The sequence below is a fragment of the Pseudomonas sp. S9 genome (genome assembly GCF_000222125.1).
Lineage (GTDB): Bacteria > Pseudomonadota > Gammaproteobacteria > Pseudomonadales > Pseudomonadaceae > Aquipseudomonas > Aquipseudomonas segetis.
In genome coordinates this window covers 198236-217006 of sequence record NZ_AFFX01000010.1, presented here as the reverse complement: position 1 = coordinate 217006, position 18771 = coordinate 198236, and the positions used below count along the sequence as shown (strand labels likewise).

Annotated in this window: 16 protein-coding genes; 11 read left to right on the top strand and 5 right to left on the bottom strand. The window is 57.5% G+C overall.

Annotation, left to right across the window (positions count from 1 at the left end; translation table 11 throughout):
• Positions 1–37 precede the first annotated feature (37 nt).
• Complete coding sequence (gene ftsY / locus PSES9_RS0118545; RefSeq protein ID WP_010489489.1) at positions 38–1297, bottom strand: signal recognition particle-docking protein FtsY; 1260 nt, start codon at positions 1295–1297, stop codon at positions 38–40.
• Between the two features lie 371 nt (positions 1298–1668).
• Between ftsY and PSES9_RS0118540 the strand changes: the two genes are divergently transcribed.
• The 4 genes from PSES9_RS0118540 to PSES9_RS0118525 all read left to right on the top strand — a co-directional run bounded on the left by PSES9_RS0118540 (position 1669) and on the right by PSES9_RS0118525 (position 6131).
• Positions 1669–3024, top strand: coding sequence for a M16 family metallopeptidase (locus tag PSES9_RS0118540; RefSeq protein WP_010489488.1), 1356 nt, complete (start codon positions 1669–1671; stop codon positions 3022–3024).
• Positions 3017–4480, top strand: a complete 1464-nt coding sequence (locus PSES9_RS0118535; protein ID WP_010489487.1) for a M16 family metallopeptidase — start codon at positions 3017–3019, stop codon at positions 4478–4480. The genes PSES9_RS0118540 and PSES9_RS0118535 overlap by 8 nt, the downstream gene beginning before the upstream one ends.
• Positions 4480–5073: a 16S rRNA (guanine(966)-N(2))-methyltransferase RsmD gene (rsmD, locus tag PSES9_RS0118530; protein WP_010489486.1), complete on the top strand. Its 594-nt coding sequence runs from the start codon at positions 4480–4482 to the stop codon at positions 5071–5073. The genes PSES9_RS0118535 and rsmD overlap by 1 nt, the downstream gene beginning before the upstream one ends.
• A gap of 65 nt (positions 5074–5138) precedes the next feature.
• Complete coding sequence (locus PSES9_RS0118525) at positions 5139–6131, top strand: hydrolase (protein ID WP_029529647.1); 993 nt, start codon at positions 5139–5141, stop codon at positions 6129–6131.
• Positions 6132–6134: 3 nt separating this feature from the next.
• On the opposite strand, the gene PSES9_RS0118520 is transcribed toward PSES9_RS0118525, so the two are convergent.
• On the bottom strand, positions 6135–6794 hold the full coding sequence (locus PSES9_RS0118520; protein WP_010489484.1) for a TetR/AcrR family transcriptional regulator: 660 nt from the start codon (positions 6792–6794) through the stop codon (positions 6135–6137).
• Positions 6795–7108: 314 nt separating this feature from the next.
• On the opposite strand from PSES9_RS0118520, the gene PSES9_RS0118515 reads away from it, so the two are divergent.
• The 6 genes from PSES9_RS0118515 (at position 7109) to ggt (ending at position 13788) form a co-directional block, all read left to right on the top strand.
• Positions 7109–8539, top strand: a complete 1431-nt coding sequence (locus tag PSES9_RS0118515) for a coniferyl aldehyde dehydrogenase (RefSeq protein WP_010489483.1) — start codon at positions 7109–7111, stop codon at positions 8537–8539.
• Positions 8540–8748: 209 nt separating this feature from the next.
• Positions 8749–9294: a hypothetical protein gene (locus PSES9_RS0118510; protein WP_029529646.1), complete on the top strand. Its 546-nt coding sequence runs from the start codon at positions 8749–8751 to the stop codon at positions 9292–9294.
• Between the two features lie 51 nt (positions 9295–9345).
• Positions 9346–10941 (top strand): GMC family oxidoreductase, encoded by a 1596-nt coding sequence (locus PSES9_RS0118505; protein ID WP_010489481.1) that lies wholly within the window; start codon positions 9346–9348, stop codon positions 10939–10941.
• Between the two features lie 153 nt (positions 10942–11094).
• Positions 11095–11574 (top strand): pantetheine-phosphate adenylyltransferase, encoded by a 480-nt coding sequence (coaD, locus tag PSES9_RS0118500; protein ID WP_010489480.1) that lies wholly within the window; start codon positions 11095–11097, stop codon positions 11572–11574.
• 164 nt (positions 11575–11738) lie between these two features.
• Entirely contained in the window at positions 11739–11990 is a 252-nt protein-coding gene (locus PSES9_RS0118495; RefSeq protein WP_010489479.1) for a YfhL family 4Fe-4S dicluster ferredoxin, read from the top strand.
• 103 nt (positions 11991–12093) lie between these two features.
• Positions 12094–13788 carry a gamma-glutamyltransferase gene (ggt, locus tag PSES9_RS0118490; protein ID WP_036988343.1) on the top strand — a complete coding sequence of 565 codons (1695 nt, stop codon included), beginning with the start codon at positions 12094–12096 and terminating at the stop codon, positions 13786–13788.
• 137 nt (positions 13789–13925) lie between these two features.
• Here ggt and PSES9_RS0118485 read toward each other — a convergent pair whose 3' ends face one another.
• The 3 genes from PSES9_RS0118485 to ehuR all read right to left on the bottom strand — a co-directional run bounded on the left by PSES9_RS0118485 (position 13926) and on the right by ehuR (position 17303).
• A complete protein-coding gene (locus PSES9_RS0118485) occupies positions 13926–15203 on the bottom strand; it encodes a TRAP transporter large permease (RefSeq protein WP_010489477.1) in 1278 nt (425 codons plus the stop codon).
• 16 nt (positions 15204–15219) lie between these two features.
• Entirely contained in the window at positions 15220–15756 is a 537-nt protein-coding gene (locus tag PSES9_RS0118480) for a TRAP transporter small permease (RefSeq protein ID WP_010489475.1), read from the bottom strand.
• A 146-nt stretch (positions 15757–15902) separates the two neighbouring features.
• Complete coding sequence (gene ehuR, locus PSES9_RS0118475; RefSeq protein WP_010489471.1) at positions 15903–17303, bottom strand: MocR-like ectoine utilization transcription factor EhuR; 1401 nt, start codon at positions 17301–17303, stop codon at positions 15903–15905.
• 268 nt (positions 17304–17571) lie between these two features.
• Between ehuR and doeA the strand changes: the two genes are divergently transcribed.
• Positions 17572–18759 (top strand): ectoine hydrolase DoeA, encoded by a 1188-nt coding sequence (gene doeA / locus PSES9_RS0118470; protein WP_010489469.1) that lies wholly within the window; start codon positions 17572–17574, stop codon positions 18757–18759.
• The last annotated feature ends 12 nt before the right edge of the window (positions 18760–18771 follow it).

The following is an 18771-nucleotide window of genomic DNA, read 5'->3' as shown; positions in this document are numbered from 1 at the left end:
CGGCGACCATGCTTTTCGAAGGATCCTAGGCAGTAAACTAACGCTCGGCAAACAGTGCCTTGACGAAGTCATCTGCAACAAAAGTACGCAAATCATCAATCCCTTCGCCAACACCGATATAGCGGATCGGCAAGCCAAACTGTTTGGCCAGGGCAAAGATCACTCCACCTTTAGCGGTACCATCCAGCTTGGTCAAAACCAAACCACTCAAGTTCACCGTCTGATTGAATTGTTTGGCCTGATTGATAGCGTTCTGCCCGGTACCGGCATCTAGCACCAGCAAAACCTCGTGTGGAGCGGTATCGTCGAGCTTACCCATGACCCGACGGACTTTTTTCAGCTCTTCCATCAGGTTGTCTTTGGTGTGCAGACGGCCAGCGGTATCTGCAATCAAGACATCCACGCCACGGGACTTGGCGGCCTGCACAGCATCAAAAATCACCGAGGCTGAGTCAGCGCCAGTGTGCTGGGCGATAACGGGAATATTGTTGCGCTCACCCCAGACCTGCAATTGCTCTACCGCCGCTGCGCGGAAGGTGTCACCCGCGGCCAGCATGACTTTCTTGCCATCTTGCTGCAGTTTTTTCGCGATTTTGCCGATGGTGGTGGTTTTGCCCGCGCCGTTGACCCCGACCACCAGGATTACATAAGGGCTCTTGCTGCTGTCGATCTTCAGCGGCTGCTCGACCGGCTTGAGCAGCGCCGCCAGTTCGTCTTGCAAGGACTTGTACAACGCGGTGACATTGGTCAGTTGCTTGCGTGCAACCTTCTGGGTCAGGTTCTCGATAATCAGCGTAGTTGCCTCGACGCCAACGTCGGCCACCAGCAATCGTGTTTCAATTTCGTCGATCAGGTCGTCATCGATGGTTTTCTGGCCGAGAAACAAACTGGCCATGCCTTCGCCGAGGCCGGCGCTGGTGTTCGACAAACCTTGCTTGAGGCGATTGAACCAACCACCCTGGTTGCCTGGTTTTTCTTGCTCGACAGGCGCTGCGACAACCGCTTCGGCCACCGTGTCAGCACTTGGCTCGACCGGCGTGGATACAGGCGCTGGCGGTGCAACAACAGGCTCGGGGCTTGCGTCTCGCGGCGGCTCAACCACCTCGGCAGGTTCAGCAGCAGGCGCGCTCGGCTCTGCGGGCGCAAGGGGCTGTGCCGGAACAGCTGTTTGTTCTGGCGCTTTCTTGCGTAGCCAGCCAAACAGGCCTTTCTTCTCGGCAGTCTTATCAGCAGTTTGGACGGGGTTTTCCGTGTCAGACACTGCTGGGGTCTTCTTATCGTCGTTGGAACCAAACATGGAGGCCGGCTATCTCAAAGAAGCGACGTGCCAGTATCCATGCTAAAAACCCAGGCAAGCAGGACAAATAGTCGCAGCCAACCGTCTGATGGTAGTTTTTAGTCACTTTTACAGGCATGGTCGTCAGTAAAACGGATGAGTATCCTAGCATCTCAGTACCGGCGGACGCTAAGCCCTCGCACATCAGACTGACCAGCCGCTGCTTGCGACTGTATTAATGAATGCTGGGTATGTGATGATCTGCCAAGGCGCCGGATTGAGCTGGAGAAGAAACACTTGTTGGCCCATCAACCTCAAACGCTTCAGGCGCACCGACTTGCGCTCCCATCATTCTTACCTGGCGAACCCTTATCTTCGGTGACCACCTCCTTATGAATACCATTGCCCGCCGCGCTACCGGCTTGCTGATTGGCATGCTTTTTATTCCGCTCACAGCATTCGCCGCCGAGCCCCAAGCTACTCATGATTTCAGCCTCGACAACGGCCTCAAGGTTATCGTCCGTGAGGATCATCGCGCCCCCGTGGTTGTTTCCCAGCTCTGGTACAAAGTGGGCTCCAGCTTTGAAACACCGGGACGCACCGGCCTTTCACACGCCCTTGAACACATGATGTTCAAAGGCAGCAGCAAACTCGGGCCTGGCGAGGCATCCCATGTACTGCGCGACCTCGGCGCCGAAGAAAATGCCTTCACCAGCGATGACTACACCGCTTACTACCAAGTGCTTGCCCGCGACCGCCTGAGCGTGGCGATGGAGCTCGAGGCCGACCGCATGGCCACGCTGAAGCTGCCTGCCGAGGAATTCAAGCGCGAAATCGAAGTGATCAAAGAAGAACGGCGCCTGCGCACGGACGACAAGCCGACCAACCTGGCCTACGAACGCTTCAAGGCCATGGCCTATCCCGCCAGCGGCTACCACAACCCAACTATTGGCTGGATGGCCGACCTGAAGCGCATGAGCATCGACGAGCTGCGCGACTGGTACCAGGCCTGGTACGCACCGAACAACGCCACGCTGGTGGTGGTCGGTGATGTCAGCGAAGCTGAAGTCAAAAAGCTTGCGCAGAAATATTTTGGTGCCATCCCCAAACGTGCCGTGCCAGCGGTCAAGATCCCCAAGGATCTCGACGAGCCCGGCGAACGCCGCCTGCCCCTACACCTAAAGACCCAACTGCCAAGCCTGATGATGGGGTTTAACGTACCGGGCCTGGCCACAGCCGAAAAGCCACGCAGCGTGCACGCCCTGCGCTTGATAGCAGCCTTGCTCGACGGCGGCTACAGCGCACGCCCGCCGACTCATCTTGAGCGGGAACAAGAGCTGGTTTCAGGCGCGTCTGCCTGGTATGACCCCTACCCGCGTGGCGATAGCCTGTTCATGCTCACAGCCACACCGAACACGCAAAAAGGTAAAACCATCGAGCAGACCGAGGCCGGACTGTGGAGCGAGCTGAAGGATCTGCAAAACAATCCGCCATCGGCTGAAGAGGTTGCCCGCGTACGGGCGCAGGTAATCGCAGGCCTGGTTTACGAACGTGATTCGATCACCAGCCAGGCCACCTCGATTGGCCAACTGGAAACGGTCGGTTTGTCCTGGAAGCTGATGGACAAGGAACTCAGTGAACTTGAAGCCGTGACCCCCGCAGACATCCAGCAAGCAGCCAGGAAATTCTTTACCCGCGAGCGCCTCAGCGTCGCTTATGTTCTACCGGAGGAGAAGAGCGATGAGTAAGCGCAACTACCTGCGTCCAGGCTTGTTGAGCCTGGCCCTGCTATCGACTCTATCGCTCGCCAGCCTCATGGCCAACGCGGCAGCTGCCGAGGTTAAAAGCGGCAGCAAACTGCAATCGTTGAGCGAAATGAGCGAGACGGTCAGCCACCGCAAGCTGGATATCCAGACCTGGAAAACCAGCGAAGGCGCGAAAGTGCTGTTTGTCGAGGCTCACGAGTTGCCGATGTTCGACCTGCGCCTGACCTTTTCCGCTGGCAGCAGCCAGGATGGCGACGCCCAGGGCTTGGCCATGTTGACCAACGCCATGCTCAATGAAGGCGTGCCGGGCAAGGATGTCAGCCAGATTGCAGCCGGTTTTGAAGACCTCGGCGCTGAATTCAGCAATGGCTCATACCGCGACATGGCGCTCGCAGGCCTGCGCAGCCTGAGCGCGAAAAAGGAACGCGAGCCGGCTTTGGCCCTGTTCAACCAGGTCATCGGCCAGCCGACGTTCCCGAAGGATTCCTTCGTTCGCATCAAGAACCAGGCGCTTGCCGGCTTCGAATACCAGAAGCAGAACCCTGGCAGCCTTGCCGGTATCGAACTGTTTAAGAAGCTGTACGGCCAGCACCCCTACGCGCACCCAAGCGACGGCACCGAGAAATCAATCCCGGGGATCACAATCGAGCAGCTCAAAGCCTTCCACAAAAAAGCCTACGCTGCAGGAAACACCGTGATTGCACTGGTTGGTGACCTGAGCCGCAGTGAAGCCGAGGCAATCACCGCCAAAGTTTCCGCTGCGCTGCCCAAGGGTCCTGCCCTGGCGACTATAGCCGAGCCACAAACCCCGCCCGCAAGTAACAACCATATCGAGTTTCCATCCAAGCAAACTCACCTGATGCTGGCTGAACTGGGAATCGACCGGGCAGATCCGGATTATGCCGCGCTCTATATGGGCAACCAGATTTTTGGTGGCGGCGGTTTCGGCACGCGCCTGATGGAGGAAGTTCGCGAGAAACGTGGCCTGACCTACGGCGTGTATTCAGCCTTCACCGCCATGCAGGTACGCGGCCCGTTCATGATCAACCTGCAAACCCGCGCCGAACTCAGCGAGGGCACGCTGAAGCTGGTCAAGGACCTGTTGCGCCAATACCTCAAAGATGGCCCAACCGAGAAAGAGCTGGACAATGCCAAGCGCGAACTGGCCGGCAGTTTCCCGCTGTCCACAGCAAGCAACTCGGCGATTGTCGGCCAACTAGGCGCGATCGGCTTCTATAATCTGCCACTCGACTATCTCGAAACCTTTATGCAGAAGATCCAGGCGCTGACCGTCGAGCAGGTCAAGACCGCCATGGCCAAACACCTGGACCCAGATGCAATGGTCATAGTGACCGCAGGCCCCACAGTCGAGCAAAAGCCACTGCCGCCACCCACTGACAACCCTGTCGAGCAACCGCTGGGCGTTCCGGAGCATTAATGAGTAGACAAGCAGGTAGAACGGGTGCCCACGGCGGGCTGGGACAGGTGCGAATCATCGGTGGCGAGTGGGGCTCTCGACGCTTCACGTTTCCGGATGCGCAGGGCCTGCGCCCAACCCCGGACCGAGTGCGTGAAACCCTGTTCAACTGGTTGGCGCCCTACATCGAAGGCGCCCGCGTGCTCGACCCCTTTACCGGTAGTGGCGCCCTGTTCCTGGAGGCGCTATCGCGCGGGGCTTCCAGCGCATTGGCGCTCGACCTGAACCCTGACTCGGTGGCATCGCTGCGCGGGCACCTGCAAACACTGCGCTGTGACAATGGTCAGCTCCTGCAAAGCGATGCACTTAATTATCTGCAAAACCAGACTGCAAGCGCATTTGACCTGGTATTCCTCGACCCGCCCTTTCATCAAGACCTGCTGCTGCCGGCCTGTGAACTGCTTGAGTCCCGCGGCTGGCTAAGCGATGATGCCTGGGTCTATTGCGAAAGCGAAAATGCCCCGTCAAAACTGGGTTTGCCGAGCAACTGGCGCTTACACCGCGAGAAAAAATCCGGACAGGTGTATTACTCGCTGTGGGAGCGCAGTGTCTAAGCCCTCGCGCCTCAACCACGGGGGCGCATTACGGGACTCGAATACAGGCGTTCACGGCAACACGCATGAATAACACCTTCAAACCGGCATGGTGGCTACCTGGCGCGCACTCGCAGACGCTATGGAACTCAATGTGCCGCACCCCACCCAAGCTTGAACGCCGTCGCGAACGCATGTGGCTCGAAGACGGTGATTTCCTGGATATGGACTGGTACGGCCCGCACCAGGTCGATGCCCCGCTGGTCCTGCTGCTGCATGGTTTGACTGGCTCTTCCAACTCGCTGTACATCCTGGGCGTGCAGCAATCGCTTGCCGCCCAAGGCTGGGCCAGCGTTGCCCTGAACTGGCGAGGCTGTTCGGGCGAGCCCAATCTGCTACCCCGCGGTTACCATTCCGGTGCCAGCGAAGACCTGGCTGAAACTGTCGCGCACCTGCGCGCCCAACGCCCAACCGCGCCGCTATATGCCGCAGGCTACTCACTGGGTGGCAATGTCCTGCTCAAATATCTCGGTGAAACCGGCGAAGACAGCCAGTTGCAAGGCGCCGTGGCGGTTTCGGTGCCTTTCCGGCTAGACCAGTGCGCGGATCGCATCGGCATGGGCTTTTCAAAGGTATACCAGGCCCACTTCATGCGTGAGATGGTCGCCTACATCAAAGACAAGCAACGCCTGTTCAGCCACAGCGGACAAGCCGACCAGCTATCGATAATCGAAAAGCTCGGGCCACTCGATGGACTGCGCACCTTCTGGGACTTCGACGGCAAGGTCACCGCCCCGCTCCATGGTTTCAGTGATGCCCAGGACTACTACAAACGCTGGTCGAGCCGCTATTTTCTCGGAAGAATCAGCACCCCGACCCTGTTGATCCAGGCCAAGGACGACCCCTTCGTGTTCGAACACAGCCTGCCGCAGCCCCATGAGCTGGCCACGTGCATCGAATTCGAACTGCACGCCAAGGGTGGTCATGTTGGCTTTATTGAAGGCTCGCCCAAACGCCCTGGCTACTACCTTGAACGGCGCATCCCGCAATGGTTCAGCCTGCACGCCGGGCGCGGCTAGCGGCTATACAAAAGCCTGGAGCGGCACGCAGTATCGCTGATGCAACGCTTCGACCTCGGCTCGCACCTGCGGGGCGATAAAACCTATCTCCAGCGCCATCACCTGATAAATACCCCGTCGCAGCATCTCCTCACTGAGATCGCCCGAAGTGCCTTGCAAGGTGCACAAAAAGCGCACCCAGGAGGTCAGGATGATCCAGCTATTGAGGTTCAGCGCCTCCACCTGCCCCGCCGTCATCAGCAAAATACCGGCATCGCAGAATCCCTGATAAATCCCCAGCGCTCCCTGAAGGAAACGCTGGGAAAACAGTCGGTAACGTTCAGCCAGTAAAGGGTCGCTGTCGAGCAGGTGCTCAAGGTCGCGGTGTAAAAACCTATAGCGCCACATCGCTTCAAGTAGCGATTCAAGATAGAAATTCTTGTCTTCAAGACTGGGCTCACGGCCTTCAGGCAGCCGCAAGAAGCTGTCCACATCCGCTTCGTAACGGATAAACAGCTCGGCAATGATCGCCTGCTTATTGCGGAAGTGGTAATACAGATTGCCGGGTGAAATGCCCATGAACTCAGCGATATGGTTGGTCGTAACGCTGCGTTCGCCCTGGCTGTTAAACAGCTCTAGGCTAGCCTGGATTATGCGTTCACGGGTTTTCGGCACAGCTGCCATAAGCAACAAAATCTCACTGCATTAACGATGACTGAATGCTCAACCAGCAAGAAGGTTCGAGCAACGGGTACCCGCGGGCACTGCAAACGTGGAGTTTACCGGCAAGCCACTGGGCAGCACCCAACTTTTTACATAGCTACAAACTCGTGCAGTAGCGGTAAGCTATTTGACAATATAGAGCAATTGCTCTAAAAATCTCAACTCAATAGCTTCAGGCCCCTGAAAAGCATAGCGAGCGCAGTGGTTTTTCAGAGGTTCCTAGCCTTGTGCTACTACCTGAACAAGGTCCACGCCGAACCGTAGAGAACTCAATCATGGTCGCCAACGTCGCTTACCTAGAACAAAACCAAGAGCAAATTAACCAGTTGGACAGCACCCTTGCACTGCAGCGCAAGGCCTATGAAGGCAATCCCATGCCGCCGGCCGAACAGCGTATCCAGTGGCTCAATGCGCTGCGTGACCTGATCAAGACCGAGCAACAGGCCCTGATCACAGCCGTCTCAAAGGACTTCAGCAATCGCTCCGCAGACGAGACACTGCTTGCTGAAATCATGCCCAGCCTGCACAACATCCATTACGCAACCAAACGCATCAAAAAGTGGATGAAACCTTCGCGACGCAGCGTCGGCATGCAATTTATGCCAGCAACGGCCAAGGTCATTTACCAGCCACTGGGCGTGGTCGGCGTAATAGTGCCCTGGAACTACCCGCTGTTTCTGGCCTTTGGCCCATTGATTGGCGCCCTGGCTGCAGGTAACCGGGTGATGATCAAGATGAGCGAATCAACCCCTGTCACCTCGCAACTGGTCAAGGACCTGCTGGCTCGGATCTTCCCTGAAGACCTGGTCAGTGTTGCGCTGGGCGAGGCCGAGGTGGGCATGGCCTTCTCCAAGCTGCCTTTCGATCATCTGCTGTTCACTGGCGCAACCAGCATCGGTAAGCATGTAATGCGCGCCGCCGCTGAAAACCTGACCCCGGTAACCCTGGAGTTGGGTGGCAAATCACCTGCCATCATCGCCAATGACGTCCCCCTGGATGATGCAGCCGAGCGCATCGCCTTCGGTAAAACCATGAATGCTGGCCAGACCTGCGTGGCGCCTGACTACGTACTGGTACCCAAGGACCGGATTGATGGCTTCATCGAGGCTTATCGCAAGGTGGTATTGCGCTTCTATCCAAAGCTCGAAGACAACCCCGACTACACCGCAATCATCAATGAGCGCCAACAAACCCGCCTGAACAGCTACCTCAACGACGCGCAAAGCAAAGGCGCCAAGCTGATCCCGCTGTACCCCAGCGCCCAAGGCCGGCGCGTGCCGCATACCCTGTTGCTCGACGTGAATGACGACATGGTCATCATGCAGGACGAAATCTTCGGCCCGCTGCTGCCAATAGTGCCTTATGAGCGCATCGAGGATGCATTCGCCTACATCAATCAACGTCCGCGCCCACTGGCCCTTTACTACTTTGGCTACAACAAGGGCGAACAACAGCGCGTCCTGCATGAAACTCACTCGGGTGGAGCCTGCATGAACGACACCCTGCTCCATGTCGCCCAGGACGACATGCCGTTCGGCGGTATTGGCCCCTCGGGCATGGGCCACTATCACGGCCACGAGGGTTTCCTGACCTTCAGCAAAGCCAAGGGCGTACTGATCAAGCAACGCCTCAATGCCGCAAAAGCCATCTACCCGCCTTATGGCAAGTCGATCCAGAAAATGATTTACAAGCTATTTGTGCGTTAAGTTCACTCTGAAAAAGGTAGCGAGCGACGCTAGTACAGGGCACAGCGCCAAACGGGAGTAACAGTCCGAAAGGCGAGCGCAGCGAGTAAAAACCGCAACATGGGCTGCCCCAGTAATATCTAGCGAAGTAGTTTTTCAGAGCGTTGTTAACCCATCGCCGCTCACAGCGACATTGTGAGCGGCATGCAACCCTGACGGTAACAATAAAAATGACAATGAATTCCCTCAATACTGCCGAAATAAGCCGCCGGGGCTTCTTGAAGACAGGCCTGATCGGTACCGCGTTTCTGGCAACAGCCGGGCTGACGGCAACACTGAGCGGTTGCTCGGCCAGCACGCCCGCCAATGGTTTCAAAGTTATTCGCACATCCGACATAGCGCTGCTCACTGCAATCATCCCGGTAATAATCGAAGGCGCCGTCCCTCCTGCGCAAATGCCACAGGCTGTCGCTGGTACGCTGCAAAGTCTCGACAACAGCCTCGACCACCTTTCGCCCGAGCTGCTCAAGCTCACGATCCAGCTGTTCGATGTACTGGCACTGCCAGTGACGCGCGGCCCACTGACCGGCGTGTGGGGCATTTGGAAAAACGCCAGCGCAGCCGATGTTCACCACTTTCTGGACCGCTGGCAGAACAGTTCCATCGGTCTGCTGAAAATGGGTCATGAGTCGCTGGTCAAGCTGGTGAAAATGAGCTGGTACAGCCGCCCGAAATCCTGGGCAAGCTGCGGCTATCCAGGGCCACCGACCGTTTAACCCCTTTCTTGTCACTCCATCTAATAAGAATCACCCAGAGAGCTGCCTGATATGCCTGTACCTGATCTTTTTGCCGAAGGCCTGAGCCGCGGCTGGAAAACCTACAACGGTTCTCGCCTAGAGCAAGACCTGACGCTTGAAGCCGACATAGTGATTGTCGGTACCGGCGCAGGCGGCGGTACCAGCGCCGAGATCCTCAGTGCAGCGGGCTATAAGGTCCTGCTGGTCGAGGAAGGTCCGCTGAAAACCAGCAGCGACTTCAAGATGCAGGAGGCCGAAGCCTACCCGGCGCTCTACCAGGAAGGGATCGGGCGCATGAGCAAGGATGGTGCAATCACCATTTTGCAAGGCCGGGCAGTCGGTGGCACCACCCTGGTCAACTGGACATCAAGCTTTCGCACCCCCCACCAAACCCTTGAACACTGGGCCAAGGAACACAACGTAAAAGGCCATAGCGAGGCCGAAATGGCCCCTTGGTTCGAGCGAATGGAGCAGCGCCTGGGTGTTGCCCCGTGGGCCATGGACCCCAACGCCAACAATGATGTGATTCGCAGTGGCTGCGAAAAGCTGGGCTACAGCTGGAAGGTTATCCCGCGTAACGTTCGTGGTTGCTGGAACCTGGGTTATTGCGGCATGGGTTGCCCAACGAACGCCAAGCAATCAATGCTGGTGACGACCATCCCGGCCACGCTGGAAAAAGGTGGCGAGCTGCTTTACCTGGCGCGTGCCGAACGACTGATACATGACGGCAACCAGGTCAGCGCGCTTGAGTGCCTCGCGATGGATGAGCGCTGTGTCGCACCGACTGGACGCAAAATCAAAATCAAGGCGCGCCACTATATTCTCGCCGGAGGCGGCATCAACACCCCGGCGATCCTTATGCGCTCTGAAGCACCGGACCCTTATGAGCGCGCGGGCAAGCGAACCTTTATTCACCTGGTTAACTTCTCCACGGCACTGTTTGAAAAAGTCATCAATCCGTTCTACGGCGCACCACAATCGATTTATTCCGATAATTTCCAGTGGAACCAGGGCACTGCCGGACCACTCTCCTACAAGCTCGAAGTACCGCCGCTGCACCCGGCACTGGCCAGCACGCTGCTGGGCGAGTTTGGCGTCGAAAATGCCCTGCGCATGGAACAACTGCCGCACACCAACATGGTGCTGGCGTTGATGCGTGACGGTTTTCATCCCGAGAGCGCTGAAGGCACGGTGGAGTTACGCGCAGATGGCAGGCCGGTGCTCGATTACAAAATGACCGACTACACCTGGGACGGCATTCGCCGTGCATTTCATAGCATGGCCGAGATTAAATTTGCGGCCGGGGCAAAGTCGGTGCTGCCAATGCAAGCAGATGCCAAATCCGCGACTTCGCTGGCGCAAGTGCGCAGCCAGATCGACAGCCTGAGCATGGAGCTCTACCGCACTCGCCTGGGCAGCGCACATGTCATGGGTGGCTGCGCAATGGGCGAGGACGCCAAGTTGGCGGTAACCGACAGCCCGGGTCGCCACCACCAACTGGGCAACTTGTCGATTCACGACGGTTCCCTGTTCCCGACCAGCATTGGCGCCAACCCACAGCTGTCCGTTTACGGGCTGACAGCGCAGCTATCCAGCTTGCTTGCCGAACGCCTGAAAACCGCCTAAGGCCAAACCGGGGCAATTGCCCCGGAAAGTTTTTAAGCGCATCAGCCCCCTCTAAAGCGGGGGTTTAATCGCAAGTGCCTTGCACACAGGCTTTGCCGCTGCGGACTGCTGCGCTACCATCCGAGTCCCTAACGGACTCGCCAGGATTTCACGATGAATCGAGTGTTATACCCGGGCACCTTCGACCCCATCACCAAAGGACACGGTGATCTGGTTGAACGCGCCTCGAAATTGTTCGACAGCGTGATCATTGCGGTAGCGGCCAGCCCGAAGAAAAATCCGTTGTTCCCTCTGGAGCAACGTGTTGCTCTCGCGCAGGAAGTCACCAAGCATCTGCCCAATGTAGAAGTGGTGGGTTTCTCCAGCCTGCTCGCGCACTTTGCCAAGGAGCAAGGTGCCAATGTACTGCTGCGCGGCCTGCGCGCGGTGTCGGATTTCGAATACGAATTCCAACTGGCCAATATGAATCGCCAGCTGGCGCCGGATGTCGAAAGCCTGTTTCTAACGCCATCTGAAAAATACTCGTTCATTTCATCCACACTGGTTCGCGAGATTGCGGCCCTGGATGGCGACATCAGCAAGTTTGTCCATCCAGCCGTAGCCGAAGCCCTGAACCAGCGTTTCAAGAAATAAGCCACCATCCAGCTATACTTGAGCAGACCCGATAGTCCAAGACAGAGGCCCTGAAGAGCACTGGCTTTGCGTGAAAAATGGCGCCCACCGTGACAATCCGGCACAATTCACGTCTCGAAGTTTGAAATCGTCGACGCTATGCGCCTCGACAGGAGCCGTACCGCATGTCCCTGATCATCACCGACGATTGCATCAATTGCGACGTCTGCGAACCTGAGTGCCCGAACGCTGCGATCTCTCAAGGCGAAGAGATCTACGTTATCGACCCTAACCTGTGTACCGAATGCGTCGGCCATTACGATGAGCCGCAGTGCCAACAAGTATGCCCGGTGGACTGCATTCCGCTCGACGAAAACAACGTCGAGAGCAAAGACGAACTGATGCAGAAATACATGATAATTACCGGTAAGGCGTGATCAATCGCGGTATCTTGTCGCCCTGCCCTGTAACGGCTGATCACAGGTATTGATGCCTGGGACCCCAGTCAGACCCTCGCTGCGACAACAACCGATGGTTACCATGACTCGACAGCTATTTCTCTGCGCACTACTTCTCCTTGGTTCTTTCAGCCTGCAAGCAGCCACCGGTCCAGGTCAGGCTGCAGTTGCCAGCGCTCACCCAGCGGCTACAGTTGCCGGCGAAGAAACCCTGGCCCATGGCGGCAATGCATTCGATGCGGCAGTCGCTGTCAGCGCTGCACTCGCGGTGGTCGAACCCTACAGTTCCGGCTTGGGTGGCGGTGGTTTCTTTCTCCTGCGCCAAGCGGGTGAGCAACCCAGTTATCGCTTTCTCGACGCCCGCGAACGCGCACCTCTGGCGGCGCATTCGGACATGTATAGGCGCAAGGGTAAAATCCAACCCGAACTGTCACTCGATGGCCCGCTTGCCGCTGCGATTCCCGGCCTGCCAGCTGCCCTGGTTGAACTGGCCCAACGCTACGGCCGACTGCCCCTGAAAGACTCCTTGCTACCGGCGATTCGCCTGGCGCGAGATGGTGTTTCCTATGACAGGGTCTACCGTGAGCGAGCCCGCTGGCGACTGGCGGCAATGCGTGACGACCCGGAAACCGCGCGGATCTTTCTGCACAAGGGGGAGATTCCAAACGAATTTGGCTTGCTGCGCCAACCCGATCTGGCGCGCACGCTCGAACGTATCGCCCGCGACGGCAAGGCTGGCTTTTATAGCGGCGAAACCGCTCGCAAACTGGTGGATGGCGTACGTAAAGCAGGCGGTATCTGGACCCTGCGCGACCTCAGCGAATACAGGGTGGTTGAGCGCAACCCGCTGCGTTTCCAGCTCGCCAATGGTCGTGAACTGATTAGCGCACCGCCGCCGTCAGCTGGCGGCATCGCCATTGCCCAGAGCCTGGCGATGCTGCAACAACTGCCGTGGCAAAAGGCCGAGCCCGTGCAGCGCACGCACTATGTGGTCGAAGCATTGCGCCGTGCTTATCGCGATCGCGGCCTGATTGGTGACCCCGACTTTATCAGCAACCCTGCCCCACAATTGCTCGACCGCGCTTACCTGAAACAACTCGCACAAAGTATCGACCCACAACGCGCCACCCCAAGTTCGAGCCTGCCCCCGGCTGGCAAGCTGCATGAAGGCAATCACACCACCCACTTCACCGTGCTCGATGCCGATGGCAACGCAGTTTCTGCCACCTTGTCGATCAACCTGCCTTTTGGCGCGGCCTTCGTCGCTCCCGGGACCGGCGTATTGCTCAATGATGAAATGGACGATTTTGCCGCTGACATCGAGGGGGCAAACGCCTACGGACTGACCGGAAGTCGCGCCAATGCAGTGGATGCGGGCAAGCGTCCGCTATCGAGCATGAGCCCGACCTTTATCGAGAGCCAAGAAGACTTCGCCAGCTTCGGCACGCCGGGCGGCAGCCGCATTCCGAGCATGGTGCTGCTCGCTATCTTGCAGTACCTGGACGGGCAACCTATTGCCAGTTGGCCGAGCGTAGCGCGCTATCACCACCAGTACCTGCCTGATGTGATCGAGCATGAGCCAAATACCTTCAGCACCAAGCAAATCGCCGACTTGAAGGCTCGCGGCTATCAACTCAAAGCACTGAACCGCCAGTACGGCAATCAACAGGTGTTGTTCTGGCACAAGCAGAACAACCTTGTAGAGGCGGCCAGCGACCCGCGCGGCATTGGCACCGCACAGGTCATCAAAAAGCAGGCAGGCGCCAAGCCTGAATAACGCGGGCATCCACGCCGATCACCCCAGGGTGGTTGGCGCTTTTTTCACCCACCATTTGCGGCTGCAAACAACTGAGCTGACTACCCGCAAGCCCTTGCTAGACAAGCTTAGCCTTGTCTCACCCCACAGCTGGCGCTCTAGCGGAATGCCAGGTCGCGCAGGAACAAGGTGATGGGCGGGAACATGATCAGCAATACCGACATCAGCAACAGAATCGCGAAGAACGGCAAGCTGCCCCGGATAACCTCGAAATAAGGCCGTCTGAATACCGCAATGGCCGTGAAGATATCGCACCCAAATGGTGGCGTGGCCGACCCAATGGCAGCCTGCAAGGTAATGATGGTACCGACCAGCACCGGATCGAGGCCAGACATGCGCACCGCAGGGGCAAATATTGGGACAAGAATCAGCATGACCACGATAGGGTCGACAAACATGCAGCCGATAAAGAATGCGATCGAAATGATCACCAGCAACTCAGTCGGCGATGCACTCATGATGCCGATACCGCTGAGGATCTGCTGGGGTATCTGGGCAAACGAGATCACCCAGGAAAACGCCGACCCGGCTGCCACCAGAATAAATACCACAGCAGTAATCAGGCCTGTGGACAGAGCAATCGATGACAACTCGTTGAGCTTTACCCGACGAAAGATAAGCACTTCAAGGATGAGCGCATAGAGCACCGAAACAGCTGCCGCTTCAGTCGGGCTGAACACCCCGGTGTAAATACCGCCTATGGTCATCACCGGCAGCAGCAAGGGTAATATCGCGCGACGGCAGGTGACCAAACGCTGCATCCAGGTAAATTTCTCACCGGAAGGAATACCGGTAATGCCCGCATAGATGTAGAAATAGCCGCAAAGCAGGCACATCAGCAGCAAGCCGGGGCCTATGCCGGCGATAAACAACTCTGCAACCGAGGTGCCCGAAACCACGCCGTAAATGATCATGCCGATGCTGGGTGGAATCAACAGCGCAATGTCCGAGGCATTGATGATCAGGGCCATGGCAAAGCTATCCTTGTAGCCTTGCTGCAGCATCTTGGGGCGCATGATGCTGCCCACCCCCACCACGGTCGCCTGGGTCGAGCCCGACAACGCGCCAAACAGCGCGCAACTCAGGGCCGTGGTCACAGCCATGCCGCCACGCACATGCCCGACAAAGGCCATGGCCACATCAAGCAAGCGATTTGCCGTAGCGCCACGCGTAATGATATCCGCCGCCAGGATAAACATCGGAACCGCCACCAGAGCGGCCGGGCGTATACCGGCAATCATCTGCTGGACGATAAACTCCGGACCCATGGTGAAAAACAGGGTAAAGCCCGCCGCAGATGCAGCCAGTAGGGTCGTCATCATCGGAAAGCCACACAGCAGCAATACCAGCATGATGATCAATAGCGTGGTCGTCATATCCATGGGTGTGGGCTCAATGCTGCGTAGGAATGGTGGCGTCGACGTGCAATGCCGGGGCCTCACGAAGGCCTAGCAACACCTGCAACTGGACAAAGGCGTGGCGTACGAACTGCAAACCAGTCATGCCCAGCCCCAATGGAATCACCAGGTAGATGTAATGCAGCGGTACTTGCAGCGCTGACGATGAACGCCCTATGCGTGCTGCCGACTCCACATAGCCCACCGATGCCCATGTCAGCCAAAGCATCAAGGCGGCGGTGACAGTATTGATGATCAACAGGGTTAGCGCTGCGGGCTTGCCGGTGAGGTGCTCGATAAAGGCACTCATGCTGATATGTCGGCTATGCCGCGCGGCATAGCTACAGCCGACGAAGGTGACAAAGATGATCAGGAACTGGTTGAGCTCTTCGGAAAAGTAGATGCTCTGGTTGAACAGGTAGCGCCCGAATACGTTGCTGACTGAGTTGAGCGCCATGAGCAAGATGCCGCTTGCGAGGATGAAGGCCTCAAGCTTCTCCAGCATCCAATCCAACTTACGCAGCCAAGCCATAGCGACCTCCAGTCCGGCTCGTACGAGCGGACACTGTTCTTGTTGTGGAGGCCAAACCTTATCGCCGACAAAAAACCATGTCAATTATTTATTTGAATCATTACATATGCTCAATAATCGAGCATATGTAATGATTTTGCGCTGTTTTAGAACACAAAATGCATGGGCGGAGGCGTTTCAAGCACCAGGCCATTCAAGGTGGTCAGCCCCGTCTCTATTCGTGAGCGGCTCTGCTCGGCCCCCAGGCTGATGCGGATGTGCTGGTTGGTTCGATCGACAGCGGCGGGAAAGGGCTCTGCTGGAAAAATCATCACGCCTTCCTGCCGCGCACGCCGTGCAAACTTCTCTGGCGACCAATGCCCCGGCAGTTCAGCCCAGATATGCATACCATTGGGGTCGGCCTTGAACTGGCAGGCCGTCAAGTGTTCACGAGCCATGGCCTGGCGCACGGCAAACTCCTGCTGCTGGAAGCTGATCATGCGATCCAGAGTGCCATCCTGCATCCACCAACTGGCAATCTCGAAAGGCACCAGGGTCGCCATCCAGGTGGTACTGCGCAACCGCCCGATCGCTTGCTGGACCATATTGGGCGGAGTCACCAGGTAACCGGCGCGCATACCGGGCAGGGATATCTTGGTCAGGCTGGTCGCATAGAAACTGCGCTCTGGAATAAAAGCCGACAACGGCGGATGACGGTCAGGCTGCAAGGCGCCGTAGACATCATCCTCAACCACTGTGAGGTCGTATTTGCGCGCCAGCTCTGCAATGGCCTGGCGCCGCTCAAGCCCCATGGTGTCGGTGGTTGGATTGTTCATTGTCGGCGTACAGAACAGCACGCGCGCGCCTCCTTGCTTGCAGGCCGCCTCCAGCGCATCAGGCAAAAGCCCTTGCTCATCGGTTGCCAACCCCTTGAGCTTGAAGTGCAGGGTCTGCGCCAACGCCATCAGCAACATGCCGGTTTCATGCTCGCAAAGTACGGTATCTCCGGGCTTGAGCAAGGTTGCCATGGCAATCGTCAGGGCGTGGGCTGCGCCATTGCAGAACAGCATGTTGTCCGGGTTGACCGGTAGTTTCTGCTGCGCCATCCAGCCACAGACCACCTCGCGATGCTGGGTCAGGCCCTGGGTCGGGTGGAATGAAGTAATGAAGTCATCGCGCCCTTCACGGGCCAGGCGCTCAAGGCTTTCGCGATACAGCTTGACGTGCCGCGGGGTGCACACCGGATGGGCCGTGGACAGGTCGATGCCACGACTCGGGTCATCATGTTCATCGGTCGAAAGGTAATCCGACTCATGACTGATATGTCGGCTACGAACAAAGGTGCCACTGCCGACTTGCGCATAAATAGCGCCCTGCTTTTCGGCATGTGCGTAGGCATTGCTGACGGTTTGCACACTGACGCCAAGCGTATCGGCCAACTCGCGATGAGTTGGCAACTTGCTGCCAGGCAGCAATGCGCCTGTGTTGATTGCTTCGGTCAGCGCATTGCCGATGGCCAGGTATTTAGGCTGGCCAGGGCGCATAAATGGAATTAGGTCAATTGTCATAGGTCAATAAATCCCTTGACGATAATTGTAATGGTCATGATATTGATCTCTAAACGTATTGACCTGCATTTGTCACGGTTACTTTAGCAGGCTTCAGTACAATTTCTCCAGCAAGCGCTCATAACTAATCCAAGCTGAGCGCCCGGGGAAGATCCATGAAACTGCGCAAATGCGCATGCCAGTGGGTCGCAGCACAGGTGCCCGCCTGATACTGCCAGCGGGCTGATTGAGTTCTGAATGCGCTTGCGTTCGTTATCGAGATGCTGTCATGAGTGAAATTGCATTGAATTTCAGCCGTGCCGAGTACGCCCAGCGACTGGCCAAGGTGCGCGCCGCAATGGTCGCCAAAGGGATCACGACCTTGATTGTGCACGATCCATCAAACATGGCCTGGCTCACCGGCTATGACGGCTGGTCGTTCTACACACCGCAGTGCGTGGTGGTAGGCGAGCAAGGCGAGCCGCTGTGGTTCGGCCGGGGGATTGACGCCAATGGTGCTCGGCGCACGGTTTACCTGGCTGAAGAAAACATCGCCTCCTACAGCGACAACTATGTGATGAACCCGCCACATCACGCGCTCGACTACCTGTGTGAGCAGGTGCTGCCCGCTCGCGGCTGGACCAGCGGCGTGATCGGCGTGGAAATGGATAACTATTACTACAGCGCCACCTCCCATCAGGCGCTGCAGCGCGGCTTGCCCAAGGCACAGCTGGTCGACAGCACAGGACTGGTCAACTGGTGCCGGGCAATCAAGTCTGCCCAGGAAATCGAATACATGAGCGTGGCCGCGCGCATTGTTGAAAACATGCACCGGGCCATCTTCGAAATGATCGAACCCGGCCTGCCAAAAAACATTCTGGTGGGTGAAATCTACCGCGTGGCCTGTGCCGGCCACGACGGCAAATTCGGTGACTATCCGGCAATAGTGCCAATGCTGCCGTCAGGCAAAGATGCCTCGGCACCGCACCTGACCTGGGATGACCGCCCCTTTATAAAGGGCGAAGGTACATTCTTCGAGATTGCCGGCTGTCACAAGCGCTACCACTGCCCGTTGTCTCGCACGGTTTACCTGGGCGAACCCTCTGCCGCATTTCGCAAGGCGGAAGAAGCCATCAATGCAGGGCTGCAAGCCGGTCTTGCGGTTGCAAAACCCGGCAATACCTGCGGCGACATCGCCCGCGAACTAAACAGCACCCTGCGCCGTTACGGTTATGACCGTGGCGACAACCGCTGCGGCTACCCGATCGGCCTGAGTTATCCGCCAGACTGGGGCGAGCGCACCATGAGCTTGCGTGAAAGCGACACCACGGTGTTGCAACCGGGCATGACCTTTCACTTCATGCCTGGCCTGTGGCTCGACGACTGGGGGCTGGAAACCACCGAAAGCATTCTGATTACCGAAACCGGTGCCGACCCCCTTTGCGATTATTCACGTCAATTGTTTGTGAAGGCCTGAGATGAGTATTGC